The sequence below is a fragment of the Thalassotalea sp. G20_0 genome (assembly GCF_017744175.1).
Classification (GTDB): Bacteria; Pseudomonadota; Gammaproteobacteria; order Pseudomonadales; family Endozoicomonadaceae; genus Endozoicomonas.
Genome location: NZ_JAGHQV010000005.1, coordinates 98,198 through 117,395, shown reverse-complemented (window position 1 = coordinate 117,395; position 19,198 = coordinate 98,198). Strand labels below are relative to the sequence as shown.

The window sequence follows — 19,198 nt, the reverse complement described above, 5'->3', positions numbered from 1 at the left end:
AAAAGCTTTAAAAAATATACGTGTAAAGATCGCCAGATACGAAAGAAACTTAACCGACTTATATTTAAAGAATCGATGCTACATGGCGATGATATAGGCCAAAGAACGTCGAAACTTTTATTTAACAGCACTTTTTGATCGGGCACATAAATCATTTTGTCTGATGATGCCCTGGAATCATTCTATGATAACTCGCCTATTTACCCTGAGTGATCAACTGGCATTTGCAAAATTGTCCGGTGATTACAATCCGCTTCATATTGATGAAATAGCCTCACGAAGATATATGTTTGGCGAGCCATTGGTGCATGGCATTCATACACTGCTCTGGGCCCTTGACTGCTTTCTTGCCGCCAACCCGAAGCCAACAACGATCCTTTCACTGGAGGCTGATTTCAAAAAGCCGGTTATTCTGAGTGAGGATGTATTGGTTAAATTCAGTGAAAAATCCAGCCACCAACTGATCGAAATCAGCTCCCAATCAAACCTGCTGTCAAAAGTCAAACTGCAATGCAAGCCTATTTCCCGGGAACACTGGGATCAACAACAAAGAAAGTGCTTGTCCGGCTCAGCTCCTGAAGCCTCGCCCAGGGAACTTACTGCAGCAGAGGTGGCAAAGGCAAAAGGCGAACTGGAACTGTTTTACGACAATGTCCAGTTGTCGCAATTACTGCCAAATGTTGCCGCTTATCTTGACCCGGTCTGTGCTGCTGCCATGCTTGCCAGCACCCGATTGGTAGGTGGGTATTGCCCAGGGCTGAATTCTCTCTACTCTTTTTTCTCTTTATATGCCTCTGATAAAGGTAAAGACCCAGCAACATTTGCTTACCAGACTGCTGAGTATGATGAGCGCTTCTCAATGGCCACTATTGACCTGACAGTCCCCGGATTCATCGGCACTATCAGGGCATTTTTACGCCCACCTCCTGTCGTTCAGGCTTCCTGTGAACAGATCAAAGACAGGGTAAAACAGGGCGAATTCATCGGCCAGAAAGCCATCATCATAGGCGGTTCAAGGGGATTAGGGGAAATTGTCGCAAAGTTACTGGCTGCTGGTGGAGCCGAGGTTTTCATCAGTTTTTACCGTGGCAGCGATGAAGCAGAACAACTGGTTAACGAGATCCGCAGCAATGGCGGCAACGCAAGCACTTTCCATTTCAACGTCCTGTCCCCGCACTGGGAAGAAGTTTTGGAACATCATACAGATCTGCATCCCAGCCATCTTTATTATTTTGCAACCCCGTTTATCGCGGCCTCACCAGGGCAGTTTTCTTCTGAACAGCATCAGTGTTTTTCTGATTACTACGTCAAGGGTTTTGTTGAAACAGTTACCCCGCTGCTGTCGAAGGGACTTACTCACATTTTTTATCCTTCCACCGTAATGATTGATGATATGCCATTGGATATGGCTGAGTATTCAGTAGCCAAAGCTGCCGGGGAAACGGTATGCCGCTTTTTGTCAAAAAATAACAAAGGCTTGAGAATCTCTATGCCAAGGCTGCCAAAAATGACAACAGACCAGACAGCAAGCCTTATGAAAAAAGATCAAATGGACCCTGTGCCTGTTATGTTGAATGAACTTCGCACGCACCATACGCCATAAGGACAAGCAAACCAATAACCAAACGTTTTTTTAGGACTGACCATTTCCAAAACCACAACCGATACTGGTAAAAAAAGCAGAAAAATACGAGCTTTCCCCCCCTGCACACCAATGGATTGACAGGTATAATCGCGCTCCTGTTTCAGTCACAGTAAGGTCTTAAGCGTTGATTATCTTCACCGTCACCAACAAAACCACCTCTCAAGTCTATGTTGGGTCAACCCGCAATGACCTGATTGACCAATGGGAAAAAATGGTGGCTGCTGCCGAGCAAAATCTTGACTACCCGCTATACCAGGAGATCCGTGTACACGGTAGGGACGGCTTTGTCGTTGAAGAGTGGGATTTCGTAGAAGACCGCAATGAGCTGAACGTGCTTGAACAGGAAGCCATTGAAACGCTGGATGCTCGCAGCCTCCGTGGCTACAAAACCAGCACCGTAAAGATTCAACCTAAAAAGAAAACACGAACCCGCAAGTCTAATCTGGAAAAAGAGCTAGCCAGCATCTTTGACGAGTTCGACGGCGACATGGATGACTTTGATGAGATTTCTCCAGAGCCGAAAAAGCAGACTGAAGAGAAAACCGCAGCACCACAACAGCCCGGCGCTGAAAAACCACTGACGTCTGTTTCTGTTGAACGCATCAGATCACCAGAAATCAAACTGGATATTTCTACCACGCAGGAAAACACAGTAGAAAACCGGAAAGAAACGCTGGCGGCAAAACCGGAAAACGGCTCTCAGGTGAATGCCGTTGTGCAAATGAACAACATCTGTCTCAGTGACGACATTTCCGCCCAGCTTGAAGCCATTCAGGCAGCAGCCAACGCCGTCCTGTCCGGAGACAGCAATGCGGTTGAACTCCTCAACAGCAAAACAGCCGCTCCCGCACCAGTTGATATCGAAATCGTTGAGCCGCAGCCTGAGCCGGTGAAAGCCGCTGAACCAGAGATCATTATTGAGCTTGATCCAAGGGAAAAACGCATCCGCGAGGCCATTGAGCGGCACCGAAAAGCCAGGGCACAGAGGACGTCGGATAGCCAGGCATCCGATCGCCAGCAAATTGAGCAACTGCTGGCAGAACTCAACACAAGAGCCATGGGCATGAATAGCCAAAGCGTGGCTGCCGCTGCCTGATTCCCTATACCGGCATTTTCTTCCCCTGAACGTGCCGGCCACCCTATCTCACATCTATACTTGGGCTATGAACAAGCCCAACGATCTCTCTCTTGAACGCCTCCAACGAGCACTTCCTCACAAACTCCGGGAAGCCTGTCATGTTCTGCAGCGATTTGAACAGAGAATGATCCTGATCAGCCATCGCAGTGATCAAATCGCCTTAAAAATGCAGCAGATTCGGAAAGACATCCAGCATTCAATGCCTGGCCACACACCCTCTCAATAGATCGCAGCATCAAGTTAACCACAACATCTGTGGATAACTCTGTTAATCCCGGCAGGAAAACACCCCGCAGACTGCAAAACATGCTCACAACAATAAACTGATCATTTATTGACCAGCCACTCCATTTAAATCACTAACTGCTAAAGAGAATAAATACTTATTAATAAATAATAATAAAAAATATAAGCTGATCCGCTTTTCCAAACGTCCGAACAGGCAAGTATTTAGAACGCCTTTTCTGATGAAAAGAATGCAATACTGATGTAAACACTGAAGGTAACTTATGTCCGGCAGGGATTTTCTAGAGAATTATTTTGACCTGAAAGCTCATGACACGAATGTCAAAACCGAGGTAATTGCTGGCTTCACCACATTCATGACCATGGCTTATATTCTCGTGGTCAACCCCCTGATTCTTAAAGATGCCGGCATGGATTTTGGTGCTGTATTCACCGCCACCACCCTCTCTGCGATTATCGGTACTCTGGTCATGGCAGTATGGGCAAAGCTGCCCTTTGCCCTGGCTCCGGGCATGGGCCTGAATGCCTTTTTTGCTTACGGTGTCGTGCTGGGCATGGGGTACTCCTGGCAAATGGCTCTGACTGCGGTTTTTCTCGAAGGCATCCTCTTCCTGCTTCTGACCGCTTTCAATATCCGTGAGGCCATTGTGAACAGTGTTCCCCTGAGCCTGAAAAAAGCGGTTTCCTGCGGTATCGGCTTGTTCATTGCCTTTATCGGCCTTCAGAATGCCGGTATTGTCGAAGCAAACCCGGCGACGCTGGTATCGGTGGGCTCGTTGACTGATGCAAAGCCACTGCTGGCGTTGATCGGCATCCTGATTACCGGTACCCTGCTGGTTAAAAATGTCCGTGGTGCATTGCTGATGGGTATCGTAGCCACCACTCTGATCGGCCTTCCCCTGGGCGTCACCTCCATGCCAGACTTCAGCAACGGCCTGACACCTCCAGATCTGTCCCCCATTCTGTTCCAGTTTCAGTGGGACCAGGTGTTTACTACGGACATGGCCATTGTCCTGTTTACCTTTCTCTTTGTTGATATGTTCGACACAGTAGGCACCCTGGTGGGTGTATCCACTAAAGCCAACATGCTGAACGAACAAGGTGAAGTACCGAACTGTAAGCAGGCTTTGTTTGCTGATGCGGTGGCCACGACAGCTGGAGCATGTCTCGGTACCAGCACCGTAACCACCTTCGTGGAAAGCGCTACCGGAGTGTCTGCCGGAGGTCGCTCCGGTCTGACCGCCCTGGTCGTAGCAGGCCTGTTCCTGGTTGCCCTGTTCCTGTCGCCACTGTTCCTGATGGTACCCGGTGCAGCAACCACTCCGGCACTGGTGCTGGTTGGCCTGTTTATGATGTCGCCGATCAAGGATATCGATCTTGATGATTTCAGTGAGTCTATCCCGGCATTCCTGACCCTGCTGTTTATGCCAATGACTTACAGCATTGCCGAAGGCATTATTATCGGCATGCTCTCTTACATCATTCTGAAGCTGTTGAGCGGCAACTATCGTCAGGTACCGGTTACCTCCTACATCGTTGGTGTGCTGTGTCTGGCCAAGATCGTGATGTAAACATTACCATTAAGTATCCAGTCATAAACCACGCTTCACGCCCATGCTATTACGGCCCATAATATGGGCCGTTTTTATTTGATCACTAGCGCTATGTCCCTACCAACAGTCCAACCCGAAAGGTATGAAGAGCAACTGGCAGAAAAGGCCAGCAGCATTTGCAGCGAGTTTGCCGAGTTTGATATTCCTGAATTGGAACTTTTTCGCTCCAGACCGGACCATTACCGGATGAGAGCAGAGTTTCATGTCTGGCATGAGGGCGATCACTGCTACTACCGGATGTTCGACCCACAAACCAGGCAGCCCTTTGAAGTCACCTCCTTTCCCAGTGGCTCCGAAACCATCAACCGGTTAATGATGCCCTTGATGGAGGCTATCATCACCAGCTGCCATCTGAAGAAACGGCTTTTTCAGGTTGAATTTCTCACCACCCAGACAAATGAAGCCCTGGTGTCACTGATCTACCACCGCCAGCTGGATGATCAGTGGAAACAGGAAGCGACAACACTTCAGAAACAGTTTGGCATTGGCATTATTGGACGTGCCCGCAGGCAGAAACTGGTGCTGGATAAAGACTATGTCACTGAAACATTGACCGTGGCGGGCAAACCATTCCATTACACCCAGGTAGAAAACAGCTTTACCCAGCCTAATGCCAGTGTTAATGAGCATATGCTTGCCTGGGCCAGCGTTGCCGCACAAGCGATTACATCCGTTAGTAGCAGTGATCTTTTAGAGCTCTATTGCGGGAATGGTAATTTCACCTGTGTGCTTGCCAGACATTTTACCAGGGTACTGGCCACTGAAATTGCCAAAACCTCAGTACATTCAGCCCGGGAAAACTTTAAGCTGAACGCTGTGGAGAACGTAGAAATCGCTCGTCTGTCCAGTGAGGAGTTGACTCAGGCCATGAACAGGGAACGGGCATTTCGCCGCCTGAGCGAGATCGACCTGGACAGCTATGATTTCTCAACCATTCTGGTGGATCCACCCCGCGCAGGTCTTGATAAAGGAACAGAAAAGCTGGTGCAGAATTTCGACAATATCCTGTACATTTCCTGCAATCCTGAAACGCTCAGGAAAAATATGTCAACCATTTGCCAGACCCATAGAATCGAAAAAATCGCCCTTTTTGACCAGTTCCCATACACTCATCACGCTGAAATGGGCGTTCATCTGATTCGGAAATAGTCAGATTTACACTCCCCGGCGGGACTCCTACTTTGATTCTTAGGAAGACAAAGTTTTACGGAAGTTCTCCGGGGTAGCCTCACGTGAAAAACAACAAGCTTAAATATCTGCCAGCCTCAATCATTTTCTCTATTCTCTGGTTTTTCTTTGCACCGACTTCTTACAGCAGCGATGCAGAGTATATAAAAACTGCGGTTCTGTTCGTGGCCTATGATCAGGGTGAAAGCAATGCTTTCCTGCGTATTCAGGAAAAATTGAAAAACGCCAATATTCCCTATCGGATATTGGCGATGGGTCGCGCAGCTGAAGTCTTCAAAAATGACCCGGCTCTGATTCCATTCGATAGATTGACCCACAACGAAGCGCTGTATGAAAATCGCGACCATCTGCTGAACCAGAAGCTGGTGTACAACCTCGCCGAAAGCATCTCGACCAAAATTGTCTATACCGGAATGGCAAGTCGGGCTCAGGCTCAGATTGCCAATATCTGGGAGAGAAGAGGTGCCAGGGTCATCGCATTTTATGATAATTTTGAGCCAGTTGATTCCATCAGCTATGTACAGCCTTTTTTAGAAGAGCTGAGCTACCTGGACGAGTTCCATGTCCCCAGTAAAACCACCGCGCTTAGCTTTCAGAGCATCGCTGCCTCCCTGGGAGCGGCAGTGACCGTTACGGGACAACCCGCACTGGAAGACTGGGATAAAGTCTATGATGAGACCGATATTTTCCTATTACGCGACACCCTCAATATAGAACCGGCGCAGCCTGTAGTGTTGTTTGCCGGTGACTACAGCAGCAGCTATCCCAAGGCTTTTCAAACCTTTATTGAAGCAACAAGGAAACTGCCAAACATTCTTTTTCTGGTTTCATATCACCCCAAGTTTGATGGTGAGCTTGAGCGCAGGATCATTGAGGCTCAATCGGACGGCAATGTCCATCTGTTACACCACGGTACTTATTCCACCGCGTCACTGAGCACCATTGCCTCTGCGGTTATTGTCCATAAATCATCCGTCGCCCAGCAGGCCATCTATCGGGGCAAGCCGGTCATCTATGTGGCTGATGAAAACTATCAGAACCTGATGCTGACCGAACAGCTGGCCATTCGCGCATCAAGTGCGGGCCCTTTGGCCGTCATGATTTACGCTCACATCAGGGGCTTCAGACCACCGGCGGTTGCTGAAAGCCTGGGCATACCGGATGCTCCCAGCAAAACCATAGCAAAGCTGATGATTGATGAGCTAAGACGAATGTCTGATTAAAAATACAGAGTTTTTTGATTCCCTGGCTTTATAGAATGTACGCAATGTGATCTACTCAGAAATGATGTGACTCGCGTTGAAGGTTTACGATGGGTGCCCGAATACCCCATGTACTGATTTTTGTCAGGCTGGCCATTCTCTCTACCATTGTCTTGCTGGCATTGACTGTACTTTGCAATTTGATGGTGGCCAGGGCCACCAATGATGCCCTTTACTCTAACCTGAGCAAGCTCCCCTATAATCAGGTTGGTGTTTTGCTGGGTACCAGCAAATACTCTCGCCTCGGCGGATTTAATGACCACTACCGGCTCCGGCTGGAAGCCGCCTTCCAACTCTACAAAGCGGGTAAGATTGATTACATTCTCATCAGCGGCGATAACAGCACCCGTTTTTACGATGAACCAAGCACCATCCGACGGGACCTGCTAAAGAAAGGCGTCCCTGCAGAACGAATATATCGGGACTATGCCGGTTTCAGAACGCTTGATTCCGTTCTCAGGGCACATCATGTTTTTGATTTGGATAGCTTTACTATTATTTCCCAGGCTCCTCACAATAAGCGGGCCCTGTATATCGCCATGAATCATGATATTGACGCCATTGCCTTTAATGCAGGCGAGGGCTACGACATTGATATCAGCAATAGAGCCAGAGAGATGCTTGCCAGAGTGCTGGCTGTGCTGGAGGTACATTTTCTCAATACTGGCCCTAAATTCCTTGGCCCGACCATTGAGATTGGTGTTACGCCCCCTACCTGATCAAACAAGTATTCAGCAATCTCCTTTAGTGCTGCCTCATTGTGTTACGCCCCCTACCTGATCAAACAATACAGTTTTCATCTAAGCAGCTGGCCATATGGAATCGCATATTTCTGGCTACTTAAAGGTCAATATTAAAGAACGAAGATTTTTTAACGTAATTTCTGACCTTCTGCATGGCATTAGGGAACCAATTGTCCAGTCGACGGGTTTCCCGGCAAATTTCATCCGCCAGGCGAGGGTTTAGAAAATCATTATAAACAACACCAACTAATGACACATCATGCTGGGTCAGCCTGTCCAGTGCTGCTTTGAATTGTGTTTGTCGGGTCACTCCAGCCATGACGATCATTATTGTCCCATCAACCATGGCACAAATGGACTCTGCGGGAATATTATTACGATTCCTGGCATTTACCGGGGAGGTATCAAAAATCACCGCGTCATAATTTTCCAGCCAATGCTCCATAAGCTTGCTCATATTGGTAATACTGCGGAATCCAAGCACATCTGTATCACAAGGGGCTGGCAGTATATCCAGGTTCACATCATTCGAACGCATAATACATCCATCAGCAGACTGAGGATTTGGCAACCAGTCGGTATGGATATGCCCGGAAATATCACCCAGTTCAGGGTGCAGCATGTTCACTTCCACCAGCAACGTTCGCTTACCATCGACTTCACTACGCTGACTTAAAGCATAAGCCAGGGTACTGCAGCCTTCTTCCGGGTTGGCGGAAGTAATAGCGACCGAACGCAACCCCTTACCAATACTGTTGCCATATACCTCTTCAATCTCCAGATAGTTTATGGGTAGCTTGATCATGGCGTAATCCATCCCAAATTCCAGAGGAATTGAATTACCGTCAAAATAGTGGCCGCATCAGCAACCCGCTCCATGATGATATGCCAGTACGATTGTGTTAGCTCTGGCACAAAAACCGTATCGCCAGCCCTCAACACCGGTAACCGTGAAGGATCTGGATCTTTCATAAAATCCATCAGATCAAATGTCGTCGATCGGTTTTCACAACAGGAGCTATTTACAATGAGTATTTTCTCAATATAAGCCGTCTCCTTTGGCCCCTGCGCCTCTGCCAGTAGATCCAGAATGGTCATATTATTGGTAAAGTCATAGCGGCCTGCCACATACACGGCCCCCATAATCCTGACCGTATCCTCAGGGTCTTTCTCAACCCACCTCCGTTCGCTGGATGGGAAAAAGATAGCATCGCCGGGCTTCACTTCTGGCAGCAAAGTATCATCGCCCGTTTCAAAGTATCGCACCAGGTCCAGTTTACTGACCTTGGGGGCTCTTTTATTTCGATGAATCACCCGTATCTTGGACAGGTCAGCTTCTGCAGATGGCCCTTCAGCCGCAGAGATTAAATCCAGGAAACCCATTTCCTCATTGAAAGCAAATCGCCCGGGCTTGGCAACAGCCCCCATCAGATAGATAGCATTTTCTTTTGGTAATTTGAGCCAGGTTGATTTATTGGATGTCGGATTTTCAGGCAGCTCAGGAATAACTATCGTCGTACCACCGGTCAGTTCCGGCATATCCGACCACGCCCCACCAATTTCTATAAACTCCTGCATATTGAACTCAATGACATTCCGCTCGTCATTGGGGCCTGGTCTGATAATTTTCACATGGGCAAGGTCTGCATTATTCGTAGGGCCTCCTGCATTACTGAGATAATCCATAAAATCTACCGATGGAGCCCACTCATAACGGCCCGGCTTTTTGATGGCCCCCAGAATTTTCAGTGAGCCTGAGGTTTTCAGTTTGATCCAGGATTGATCACTCTCGGGACCTTTTTCAGGAAAAAACACCGCATCTCCCGAATCAATGGAAGGAAAACCTGAAATTCGACCTTCGGTAAAAGCCTGAAAGTTAAAAGGAACTACAGTACCATCACTTTTAAGCAACCTGACCGACCGAATATCGGCATACTGGGTAGGTCCCCCTGAATTTGCAATAACATCCAGAAAACCAACGCCTTCGGAGGTTTCGAATGCTCCTGGATTCTGAACTTGTCCCATCACATAAACTTTACGTGCCCCACCTGAGACAGAATCAACCTGCTGAGCAACAAAGATGGTTGCCCCCGGATCCAATATTGGCAGATCTTCATCTTTACCACTTTCAAGAAACTGCTTCAGGTTGAACATCTTGGGCTCTAAACCGGAAAGCACCCGAATCTGCTCAACATTGGCATACCGTGTAACCCCACCACCTTTCAAAAGGGCATCCACAACATTAATGCCTTCCTCGAAAGGAAAGCTTACGGGCTTAATTACTTCACCAAATACCTTGATCACGGTTCTGTCAGAAACAGAATCAACCGCTTTATTATCTACGACTCTTGGCTCTCCATGGACGCTGCTCAGGCCAGGCGAGGTAGGCACAAAAATTTCATCCAGAGACTTTATCTCCGGAAGAACACTGGGATCACCGGTATCCAGGTAACGTTTAAAGTTAAAAACAGTCTTTTTACCATCTCTTCTCAGTTGCAGCTTATTCAGCTGGGCACCATCAACGAAGCCCCCAGCTTCCGTAATCGCCATTTGAATATTACCGGTACTGGGCAGTTCTACTTCGCCAGGCTCGTTGACAAAGCCCAGCACATTGATCAATAACCGTTTTTCCCTCAAATGGATGGTCAGTTTATCAAGGCCAAGAAAAACATCGGAAAGCGCCGTATAAATGGCTTTATCTGCTGCCCTTAATGTAAGGCCAGCTACTTTCAACTGACCTATTTCAGGAAGATGGATAGTCCCATCCCTGCCAATAAGAAAGTTCGTATTGAACCCCTCTTCTCCCGGCAGCCCAATGACCAGAATATCCCCTGACTGCAATTGATAATGCACAGGATCCTTCTTCCGGACTGCCGACATATCAACCTCAACGTCTGATGCGTCAGCTACTTCCGGATCAGGTACTCCCGGGTCAGCCAATTCTGGTTCAGTCGCCTCTGGAATACTCTCTTCTTCGTTTACCGGTGTAACCGAAGCGGGGGCTTCTATGCCAGCGCTTTGATTATTTTCCAAATCAGATTGTGGTGAAATCTCTTGATCACTGCCCTGCTGATTCTGCGGATCAACTGTTTTCTCACGGACTTTCTCCCGTAAAGAAATCAGAACAGCATCATCGGCTTCCAGCTGCCATTGTGCAGACTTTCCAGCCGACACTTTAATATGTTGGCTGCTCCTTATCAGGGTAAAGTCTGCGTCAACATCAGTATCATCAAAGAAAGAGTGGTATGAATTAAGGCTGGTTAACAATGAGTCATTGGGAAAAGGGTACTTACCGGGGTTTTGGATATCACCAAGGATGGCAATATTTATCAAACCTGTCGGGGCGATATAGTTTATGCTCTCTAAATTGTAAGATTCGTGGGCTTCCCTGTGTATTTCAGCAGAAGCAGCCTCTTCATCCATTCCCATAAAATTGAGAATCATTCCATCAGGGAAAGTGATTGCCATAGCCTCATCAACCTGCAGCAGAGGAAGAGTCCCACCGTCATCATTCAGCTTTATGATGAACACCCCACCTTTTTCGATGGGTGCATTTGCAGATACTCCGCCAGAATACACGCCAAGCAACAAGAGGATTGCCAGAGTTTGCAACAGCCTGCCGCATATACCTTTGTAATAAAGCGTTGTCATTGAGGCTCCCGCATAAACAGCCTTAAGTTTATGGGTTTAGGCCAGTCTGAAAACCCCAGCACAGAATCATCAGCTCGTAATGGTTTATGGCTCTTTTGAACCTGCCCTGCAGCATACTGTAAAGGACATCCTTCATCTTCAGCCATCGCTTCCATCATTAAACGAACCTTTTCCAGGGTAGAAAATGATTCACTTAATCGATTACTGGCATCACCGAGAAGATCACCATCAATTTCATAAATAGCAAGCTGATGCAGATCATTAATTATGCTCATCTGCCCGGGAAGGCAATATTCACCCCCCGCTTTTTTGAGCTCAAGGTATCTGGCCTGGCTAATCTCTAATAAGTTAATCACATAAGATCGATCAATATCCCTGACATTGCGTTTTTCATCAACTGAAAGGCTATAATCACGGTCAGCATGAAGTGGCCATAGAATCACACATGAAGGAAGTAAAGGAAAAAAAAGACAAATAAAAAGATACCTGGTAGATTTTCCACCCGGCATTAAGTTAGAAAAAAATAAAAATAATTTATTTTTTTGACAGATACTCTTCGATACTCTCATATTGCTTGATCGTCTGGTTAATCCTGAGCATTGTCAATAACTCGTCAGGCTTTCCATTAACACCAAGCAATCCAAGATTTCTACTCTCGGTCTTTAGACGCTTATAAAGAAAAACCAGCGCACCGATGCCTGAAGAATCAAGCTCATTAACAGAACTCATATCAACAAGGACATCTCCTGCACACTCTTTAATTAAATGATCAAAATGACCCCTAACCTCATTCACTGTCTCTGCATTGAATTTATTATGTAATTCAATAATATCACAGCTACTGGCTTGATAAGTCGCGTAATCCATTACCTGCTACTCCCAACTTCAATACTTCTTATTATTTATCTGTTTAAAGTAAAACATAACTTTAAACAACACACATTTAATTAGATTAGACAAAAGAACTAGAGATGCATTCTGAAAAAGTCATTTTAAAAAAACGAGTAAAAGATCACAAAACAGACTTAGGAATTAAAAACAAATTAAAATTTCTTTTTTTTATAAAACACAAATCTGAGCAAACCCTATAGTTAATTTAGTAAGGCTGTAAAAACACCAATCAGACAACACGCCTTAATACATTCAGATATGAAGCTGTATCCAAATAACTCTGAATCAATGGCTAATAATTAAAGTTATTTTTATGGATACCCAGAAGGGCATGCATTCTGCAGAACACTTATCCATCAAACTGCTTAAGGCGGTCCTTCTATGTGCCTGTACATTAGGCGTTTTATTAAGCCTTGTGCAAGTATTTCTGGATGCTCACCTGTCCAACGCTGATATTGATCGAAAAGCCAGGGAAATGCTGGCAATGATTCATGATCCCGCCAGCAGGGCAGCTTATCGTCTTGATACCGATATGGGACAGGAAGTACTGAATGGTCTGTTGGAAATGAAATCTGTGCAGATGGCAGCAATACTCCTGGACGATACGTCAAAACTGGCCAGGGTGGAGAGACCCATTTTTGCTTCCCGATACCGCCTCCTCTCTGACTATATTTTTGACCCCATCCGTATATACCGCCAGCCACTGTATAGCAATGAACCAGAGAAAGAGCACTTTGGGGAGCTGATTCTATCCATTGATACCGCCTACGAAGGTAAGGCGTTTATTCAAAGATCTGTCGTTGTGGTATTCACCGGAATAATCAGAGCCATAGCAATGGCTCTGTTAATGTACCTGATCTGTTCAACGCTGCTGACTCGCCCCATGAATCGTTTGATTCGCCATTTATCAAGTATTGACCCTGAAGAACCGGGACAACAGCAACTGCCTGTGCCTGAAGGTAATGAAAATAATGAGTTAGGTCTCTGGGTCAGAACGGCCAATAAACTGTTAACGTCCATTAACTACCATCAAAGTCTGCGTCAAAAAGCAGAAGCCCGTATCATGCGGCTCTCCCAATATGACTACCTGACCAGACTGCCAAATCGCCGCACCCTACAGAAACAGATCAATACCTTTATCCAAAAGGCCGCAAAGAAGCATGAGAACATTGCCATTCTCTGCCTCGGACTGGATGACTTTAAATCATTAAATGCCCAGGTCAACTTCAATGCCGCCGAACATATCCTGGTAAAAGTCTCGGATCGCCTTAGAAACTGTATTGGCAATAAAGCCTATATTGGCCGATTAGGTGAAGATCAGTTTGCCATTATTCAATCAAAGATCGAGCAACCCTATGAGGCTGCTGAACTGGCTCAGTCTCTGATCAAGCAGCTTGACAGACCTTTCGAGATTAACGGTGAGCAGCTGACCATCAGTGCTACTGTGGGAATAACGCTCTTTCCTGATGATGGTGAGGATGTCGACACCCTACTGCAACAGGCTGAATTTGCCATGATCATGGCCAAGTCCAGAAGCCACAATCGCTACCAGTTCTATGTAGCTACTATTGATACCGAAATCCGCCAGCGCAAACGGCTGGAGATGGACCTCCGCCAGGCCCTTGAAAAGCGCGAACTCAGCCTGGCCTTTCAGCCACAGTTTAACTATCAAAAAGGCGAGCTGGTGGGTGCCGAGGCCTTGCTGCGCTGGAATCACCCGGAGAAAGGGTTGATCTCGCCAGATATGTTCATTCCCATGGCAGAACACAGTCTTGATATTATTCCTATTGGTAACTGGGTTCTGGAAAATGCCTGCCAACAGTTAAACAAGTGGCATCTTGACGGTCATCAAAACCTGCGTATGGCAGTCAACCTCTCGACCATTCAGCTGCAGGATCAGAATATAGCTGATCGAATCGCTTTCTTACTGAATAAATACCAGGTTCCCCCTGAGACCCTGGAGCTTGAGGTGACAGAAACCTCCATTATTGATGATCTGGAAGCATCGAAAGCCCAGCTCCAGAATATGAAGAGTATTGGGGTAACACTGGCGCTTGATGACTTTGGAACGGGTTATTCCTCTCTGGGTTACCTTAAACAGTTTCCATTCGACAAAATCAAAATTGATAAGTCCTTTGTCGAAGATCTTCCTGATAACCGGGAAAACTGTGGCATTGTTGAAGCTATTGTTCAGATTGGCAAGAGCTTCGGCCTGAAAGTTCTGGCTGAGGGTGTAGAGACTGTCGAACAGGCAACCTATCTGGCTGAAAAAGGCTGTCAGGAAGGACAGGGCTATTACTACGGAAAACCACTATCCGCCCATGACTTTATCAGTCTCATATCAAGTCAGCGTGTTTTGTCGAGTAATACGCAGGAAAAGGCTGGAAATCATGAGGCTCAGGGAGACAATAATGACTGATCATCCCATTGTCATACTCCTGGACTCCCGACAGGCAGGTGGTATCGAAACCCATGTTTACCAACTTGGCAAAGCGCTGAAAAACAGCGGCTGGCCTGCAGAAATCTGGTTTTACCAAAAATATCAGGCTGAACATCCCCTTGAACAGGCCTTAACAGACTCGGCCATCAGTTTTCGCTATCTCAATGGCAAGTTGACCGGGCTGATCTCAGCGCTCAAAGACACATCGCCTCTGTTACTTCACACCCATGGGTACAAAGCCGGTATTGTTGGCCGCATGGCGGCAGTAATAACGAGAACGCCTGTTGTTTCCACCTTTCATAATGGTGATCCGGGTGAAGGTATGGTCCGGCTATACTCAATGCTTGATCAGCTGAGCAGCCCCATTTCTCAAAATATTGCCGTCAGTGACGAGATTGCCAGAAGGTGGATCAGTACTCCCCATCGGATTGATAACTTTGTGGATGTTCCGGAACATCACCCATCTTCGGGAACAGCCATCGCCTTTGTTGGCCGGTTAAGTCACGAGAAAGGTCCTGACCTGTTTCTGCAGCTGGCCAAGCACCAGCCACACCTCCCCTTCCGGCTTTACGGCAGTGGCCCAATGGAAGAAATACTGCATAAGCAGCAGGTCAATAACGTCATGTTTATGGGGCAGGTTCAGTCTATGGAAACCCATTGGCGTGACATTGGCCTGTTGTGCATAACATCCCGTTTTGAAGGGCTACCCATGGTGGCACTTGAAGCCATGGCCCATGGCGTGCCTGTCCTCAGTTTCCCATTAGGAGGACTACCGGACCTCATTGTGCAGGGCTTCAATGGCTGGACGTCTCCGGTTGGCGACCTTAATGAAATGAGCAATTTACTGCAGTTCTGGGACTCATTGCCAGAAGCCGTGAAATGGCAAATCAGAGAAGCCTGTATTGCGACGGTGATCAATAACTATTCAAGTCAGGCGATCCTGCCAAAGATTCTTGATGTCTACCAGCAAGCCGTCCAGGCAAAAGGCTACGATTGGCCAAATACGCTCAAAGCGTTACCAGTTCATGGCCTTGCAGATAAGAAACAGAATCGCTCTCACACAGTCGGATGAACCAAATGGAACTCAGCCAGAATGTTATTAAAGGATTGAAAGTTGGAGCTATGCTGCGCCTTGTGGCACAGATCTTCACTTGGCTCAATACACTGATTCTGATCCGCCTACTGACACCCGAAGATTATGGCCTTATGGCCATGACCATGGCATTTATCGGTATATTTGCACTAATGGGAGACTTTGGCATTGGCAAAGCGATCATTCAGGCAGAAGAGCTGACCACAAAGCGACTCAGACAGGCATTCACGATTAACATTGTTTCCTGTCTGGTATTTTTCAGCATTTTCTTTTTAATCGCTCCAGTTATTGCCAGTTTCTTTGATGAACCAAGAGTGACAATTCTTGTCCAGGCAGTAGCCTGCCAGCATCTTATTATGATCTTCCATACCCTGCCTTACGCCATGGCAAGCCGCAAGATGCTGTTCAAAGAGCGTGAAAAAGTCCAGTTTTATACGACCCTGATGACTAGCATCGTCACCATCGCCATGGCTGCTTCGGGTCTCGGCGTTTGGTCACTGATTCTGGGACATCTGTTTATGCGTCTGGCACTGACCGTTGGCTATAACTTTATTGCCCCTTGCTGGGTCAGGCCCGCATTGAGCTTCAAGGGTTTTTCTAAAATGGCAGGATTCAGTGGCGTAGCCACCATTAATGATGTACTGCGTTTTTTTATCAATATCTTTGGCAGCATCAGCATCGGCCGCCTGCTCACCAAAGCCGAGCTAGGGGTGTTCTCTGTAACCATAAATCTGGCCAATCTTCCCAGTGAAAAGATCGGCGAGCTTCTTAATCATCTGGGACTTTCATCCTTTGCCAAACTTCAGAACGAACGTGCTGTTGCAGGGCAGTATCTTCATAAATCGGTGCAACTTGCCAGTCTGGTACTTTTTCCCATGTATCTCGGTATCTGTGCCATATCCCCTGAACTGATCACTCTGGTACTCTCTGACAAATGGGCTGCCGCCATTGTCCCATTTCAAATTCTCTGCCTGACCAGCCCGTTCCGGATGCTGTCGGAAATGATGGCTACCGGGATAACCGCTATTGGTGAACCCGGCAAAAACAGCAAAACACTGCTGTTAACTATCTTGACTCTTCCTGCTTTTTTCTATGGTATCCAATATGGTGTTGCCGGGGCATGCTGGGCCTGGTTAGGTATTAACCTGATCAGTTTCGCTTTCCACCTGAAACTCATTCTGCCAGTATTTGAGCTGAAACCATCATCGTTACTGAGCGCTCTTTTACCGAGCCTCAGCAGCTCCATTATTATGCTGGTGGGTTTACTGCTACTTCGAGATCAACTTACCGGTCAGGTGCATGAGGCCGCTCAAATGTTCCTGATGATTCTGGCTGGAGTACTGCTGTTTTCCGCCACACAGTTACTACTTTTTCGCCGCCAGCTTTTTACCACCATTAATTACTTAAGGCACTAGGGTGGTTAAAGATGCAGCTACCCAACCTTGAGCGGCTGTTTATTAATCGCTACCAGACCGTAAACGTCACCGCCTACTGCGTACTTGCTGCACTGCCAAGTCTGATATTCCCACACCCGATAGCCTTGCTACCGCTGGCAGTGATCCCATTGGGTTTGCTGTTTATCCTTCGCAAACCCTTTGTGGTTTGCCTGATTTTCATTCTTTTCTCTTTTTTCAGACTTCATGAAGTATTTCCACAGCTGGACCCCATAAAGATTCCACTATTAACAGCGCTGGCCTCATACTTTGTTCTGGCCTGGCATATTTTTCTGACCGAAAAGGTTAAGGTCTACTGGCGACATGAACATACCATTTTTGCCCGGTTTTTCGGTTGGGTTGTGCTTGGTATTGCATTTTCCAGCTATCCCCCTGCAGCTTTCGGTGCCTTTACCAGTGTGTATATGAAAATAGGTATCATGGTGTTGGCCATCTCGTGGATGATGACCGAGCACTGGCACTTCAAACTGGCGCACTTTATGATCATATGTTCCGGTCTGGCAGTTGGCGCTGTCACCCTGTATAACAATGCCAATGGTATTGGTATGGTTGAGGAAACCCGTGTCACCATTCCGGGTACCAGCCTGGGGGATCCTAATGACCTGTCGCTGGTTCTCAGTTTTCCGATGAGCTATGCCGTTGCATACGCCTCCACCAAAGGTACCGGCAAGTTCAGAACGCTCCTTGGCCTGACCGGTATTATTGTCTTTGTTTCATCAATCATTGCTACACAGAGCCGCGGAGGTTTACTGGCGACTGTTGCCGTATTTGGTATCTTTGGTCTTAGAATCATCAAATCGAAACTACTGCTCATTAGTATTGGCAGTTTTGCTTTGATGATTCTGGTGGCTGCTGCCGGCATCAGCGATCGTAAATCCGGGGGGGCAGCTGAGGATGGCATTGATGAGTCAGCCATGGGACGCATCCATGCCTGGGAAGCGGCTTTTAACATGGCCCTGAGAAACCCGATGACGGGCGTTGGCCTCGACCTCTTTCTGGATAATTACTGGGATTATGCAACCCATAGCCGGGCGGAGGGTAAGGCTCATGTTACTCATAGCACCTGGTTTCAGGTTATGTCAGAGTCTGGTTTTGTCGGTTTTGGCCTGTTCGGCTTTATGATTTTCACCGTTTTCATGTCCATAATGGGCTCATTGAAAAGGCTGGACCAAAGTAAAGGTACACCAGAGTATGACCCCCATATCTCAGCCATTGCAGCAGGAACCTACGCCGGGCTGGTCGGCTTCTGTGTATCCGGGACCTTCTTAAGCCAGGGTTTTCTGTGGCCGGTCTATATCATCACTGCAATAAGTATTGCCATTGCCAATTATACAGATAACCATTTCCACCGTGAGCAGGGTCAATAATAATTTCCAACTATGAAATCTTGTATCTTGAATTTACAGTCAATATTTTTAAATTCTGGCATTGTATTGGTACAATTGTTAGTCACAAATGTTTAGCCGCGTCCAGCCTGGGAGGCTTTTAAATATTTGACAGTTTTCTAAAACATTTAATCACCTTTTACCTTTGGTTCAATCTTTTGGCTCTACTGGCTTTGCCAAACAATTTATGAAGGTCATTATGCAAACCACAATTTTTATTTCCCTGTAAATCATAAACAATTTAGGGCATACGACTGTTTCAATGTTAGTTTTTGCCGTTATTATCAGGTAAATCATTCTGAGTCAGCTTTCAACGATGCAAAAAATGATACAAAAAAAATTGCCTTTACCGCGTATTCATCCCATATAAGGTGAGCTGCTTACTAGATTGATTGAGTATACTCCGGTCATGACAAATAATTAATGAGAACTCAGAATCAGACAAGCCA

The 19,198-nt window shown here is 46.8% G+C and carries 15 protein-coding genes; 11 read left to right on the top strand and 4 right to left on the bottom strand.

Going from position 1 to position 19,198, the window contains the following annotated elements; translation table 11 throughout:
* Positions 1-184 precede the first annotated feature (184 nt).
* From J7438_RS04400 to J7438_RS04370, 7 genes are all read left to right on the top strand, one after another.
* Complete coding sequence (locus J7438_RS04400) at positions 185-1,603, top strand: SDR family NAD(P)-dependent oxidoreductase (protein ID WP_209275588.1); 1,419 nt, start codon at positions 185-187, stop codon at positions 1,601-1,603.
* A 166-nt stretch (positions 1,604-1,769) separates the two neighbouring features.
* Positions 1,770-2,741 carry a GIY-YIG nuclease family protein gene (locus J7438_RS04395; protein ID WP_209275587.1) on the top strand — a complete coding sequence of 324 codons (972 nt, stop codon included), beginning with the start codon at positions 1,770-1,772 and terminating at the stop codon, positions 2,739-2,741.
* Between the two features lie 67 nt (positions 2,742-2,808).
* Positions 2,809-3,009 (top strand): hypothetical protein, encoded by a 201-nt coding sequence (locus J7438_RS04390; RefSeq protein WP_209199914.1) that lies wholly within the window; start codon positions 2,809-2,811, stop codon positions 3,007-3,009.
* Between the two features lie 283 nt (positions 3,010-3,292).
* A complete protein-coding gene (locus J7438_RS04385; RefSeq protein ID WP_209275586.1) occupies positions 3,293-4,600 on the top strand; it encodes an NCS2 family permease in 1,308 nt (435 codons plus the stop codon).
* A 93-nt stretch (positions 4,601-4,693) separates the two neighbouring features.
* Complete coding sequence (trmA, locus tag J7438_RS04380) at positions 4,694-5,791, top strand: tRNA (uridine(54)-C5)-methyltransferase TrmA (RefSeq protein WP_209275585.1); 1,098 nt, start codon at positions 4,694-4,696, stop codon at positions 5,789-5,791.
* Positions 5,792-5,874: 83 nt separating this feature from the next.
* Positions 5,875-7,053 (top strand): glycosyltransferase family protein, encoded by a 1,179-nt coding sequence (locus J7438_RS04375; RefSeq protein WP_209275584.1) that lies wholly within the window; start codon positions 5,875-5,877, stop codon positions 7,051-7,053.
* Between the two features lie 89 nt (positions 7,054-7,142).
* Positions 7,143-7,811 (top strand): SanA/YdcF family protein, encoded by a 669-nt coding sequence (locus J7438_RS04370; RefSeq protein WP_209199918.1) that lies wholly within the window; start codon positions 7,143-7,145, stop codon positions 7,809-7,811.
* Positions 7,812-7,932: 121 nt separating this feature from the next.
* On the opposite strand, the gene J7438_RS04365 is transcribed toward J7438_RS04370, so the two are convergent.
* From J7438_RS04365 to J7438_RS04350, 4 genes are read right to left on the bottom strand one after another with little or no spacing between them, the layout of a single operon-like run.
* Entirely contained in the window at positions 7,933-8,652 is a 720-nt protein-coding gene (locus J7438_RS04365; protein WP_209275583.1) for a CpsD/CapB family tyrosine-protein kinase, read from the bottom strand.
* On the bottom strand, positions 8,637-11,486 hold the full coding sequence (locus tag J7438_RS04360) for an SLBB domain-containing protein (protein ID WP_209275582.1): 2,850 nt from the start codon (positions 11,484-11,486) through the stop codon (positions 8,637-8,639). The genes J7438_RS04365 and J7438_RS04360 overlap by 16 nt, the downstream gene beginning before the upstream one ends.
* Positions 11,483-12,055 carry a hypothetical protein gene (locus J7438_RS04355; protein WP_209275581.1) on the bottom strand — a complete coding sequence of 191 codons (573 nt, stop codon included), beginning with the start codon at positions 12,053-12,055 and terminating at the stop codon, positions 11,483-11,485. Before J7438_RS04355 ends, J7438_RS04360 begins: the two co-directional genes overlap by 4 nt.
* Positions 12,021-12,353, bottom strand: coding sequence for an STAS domain-containing protein (locus J7438_RS04350; RefSeq protein ID WP_209199922.1), 333 nt, complete (start codon positions 12,351-12,353; stop codon positions 12,021-12,023). The genes J7438_RS04355 and J7438_RS04350 overlap by 35 nt, the downstream gene beginning before the upstream one ends.
* Positions 12,354-12,690: 337 nt before the next feature.
* On the opposite strand from J7438_RS04350, the gene J7438_RS04345 reads away from it, so the two are divergent.
* From J7438_RS04345 to J7438_RS04330, 4 genes are read left to right on the top strand one after another with little or no spacing between them, the layout of a single operon-like run.
* Entirely contained in the window at positions 12,691-14,796 is a 2,106-nt protein-coding gene (locus J7438_RS04345; RefSeq protein WP_209275580.1) for a putative bifunctional diguanylate cyclase/phosphodiesterase, read from the top strand.
* Complete coding sequence (locus J7438_RS04340; RefSeq protein WP_209275579.1) at positions 14,789-15,889, top strand: glycosyltransferase family 4 protein; 1,101 nt, start codon at positions 14,789-14,791, stop codon at positions 15,887-15,889. The genes J7438_RS04345 and J7438_RS04340 overlap by 8 nt, the downstream gene beginning before the upstream one ends.
* 50 nt (positions 15,890-15,939) lie before the next feature.
* A complete protein-coding gene (locus J7438_RS04335) occupies positions 15,940-17,325 on the top strand; it encodes a lipopolysaccharide biosynthesis protein (protein WP_209199925.1) in 1,386 nt (461 codons plus the stop codon).
* An 11-nt stretch (positions 17,326-17,336) separates the two neighbouring features.
* On the top strand, positions 17,337-18,731 hold the full coding sequence (locus J7438_RS04330; RefSeq protein WP_209275578.1) for an O-antigen ligase family protein: 1,395 nt from the start codon (positions 17,337-17,339) through the stop codon (positions 18,729-18,731).
* Positions 18,732-19,198: the final 467 nt, after the last annotated feature.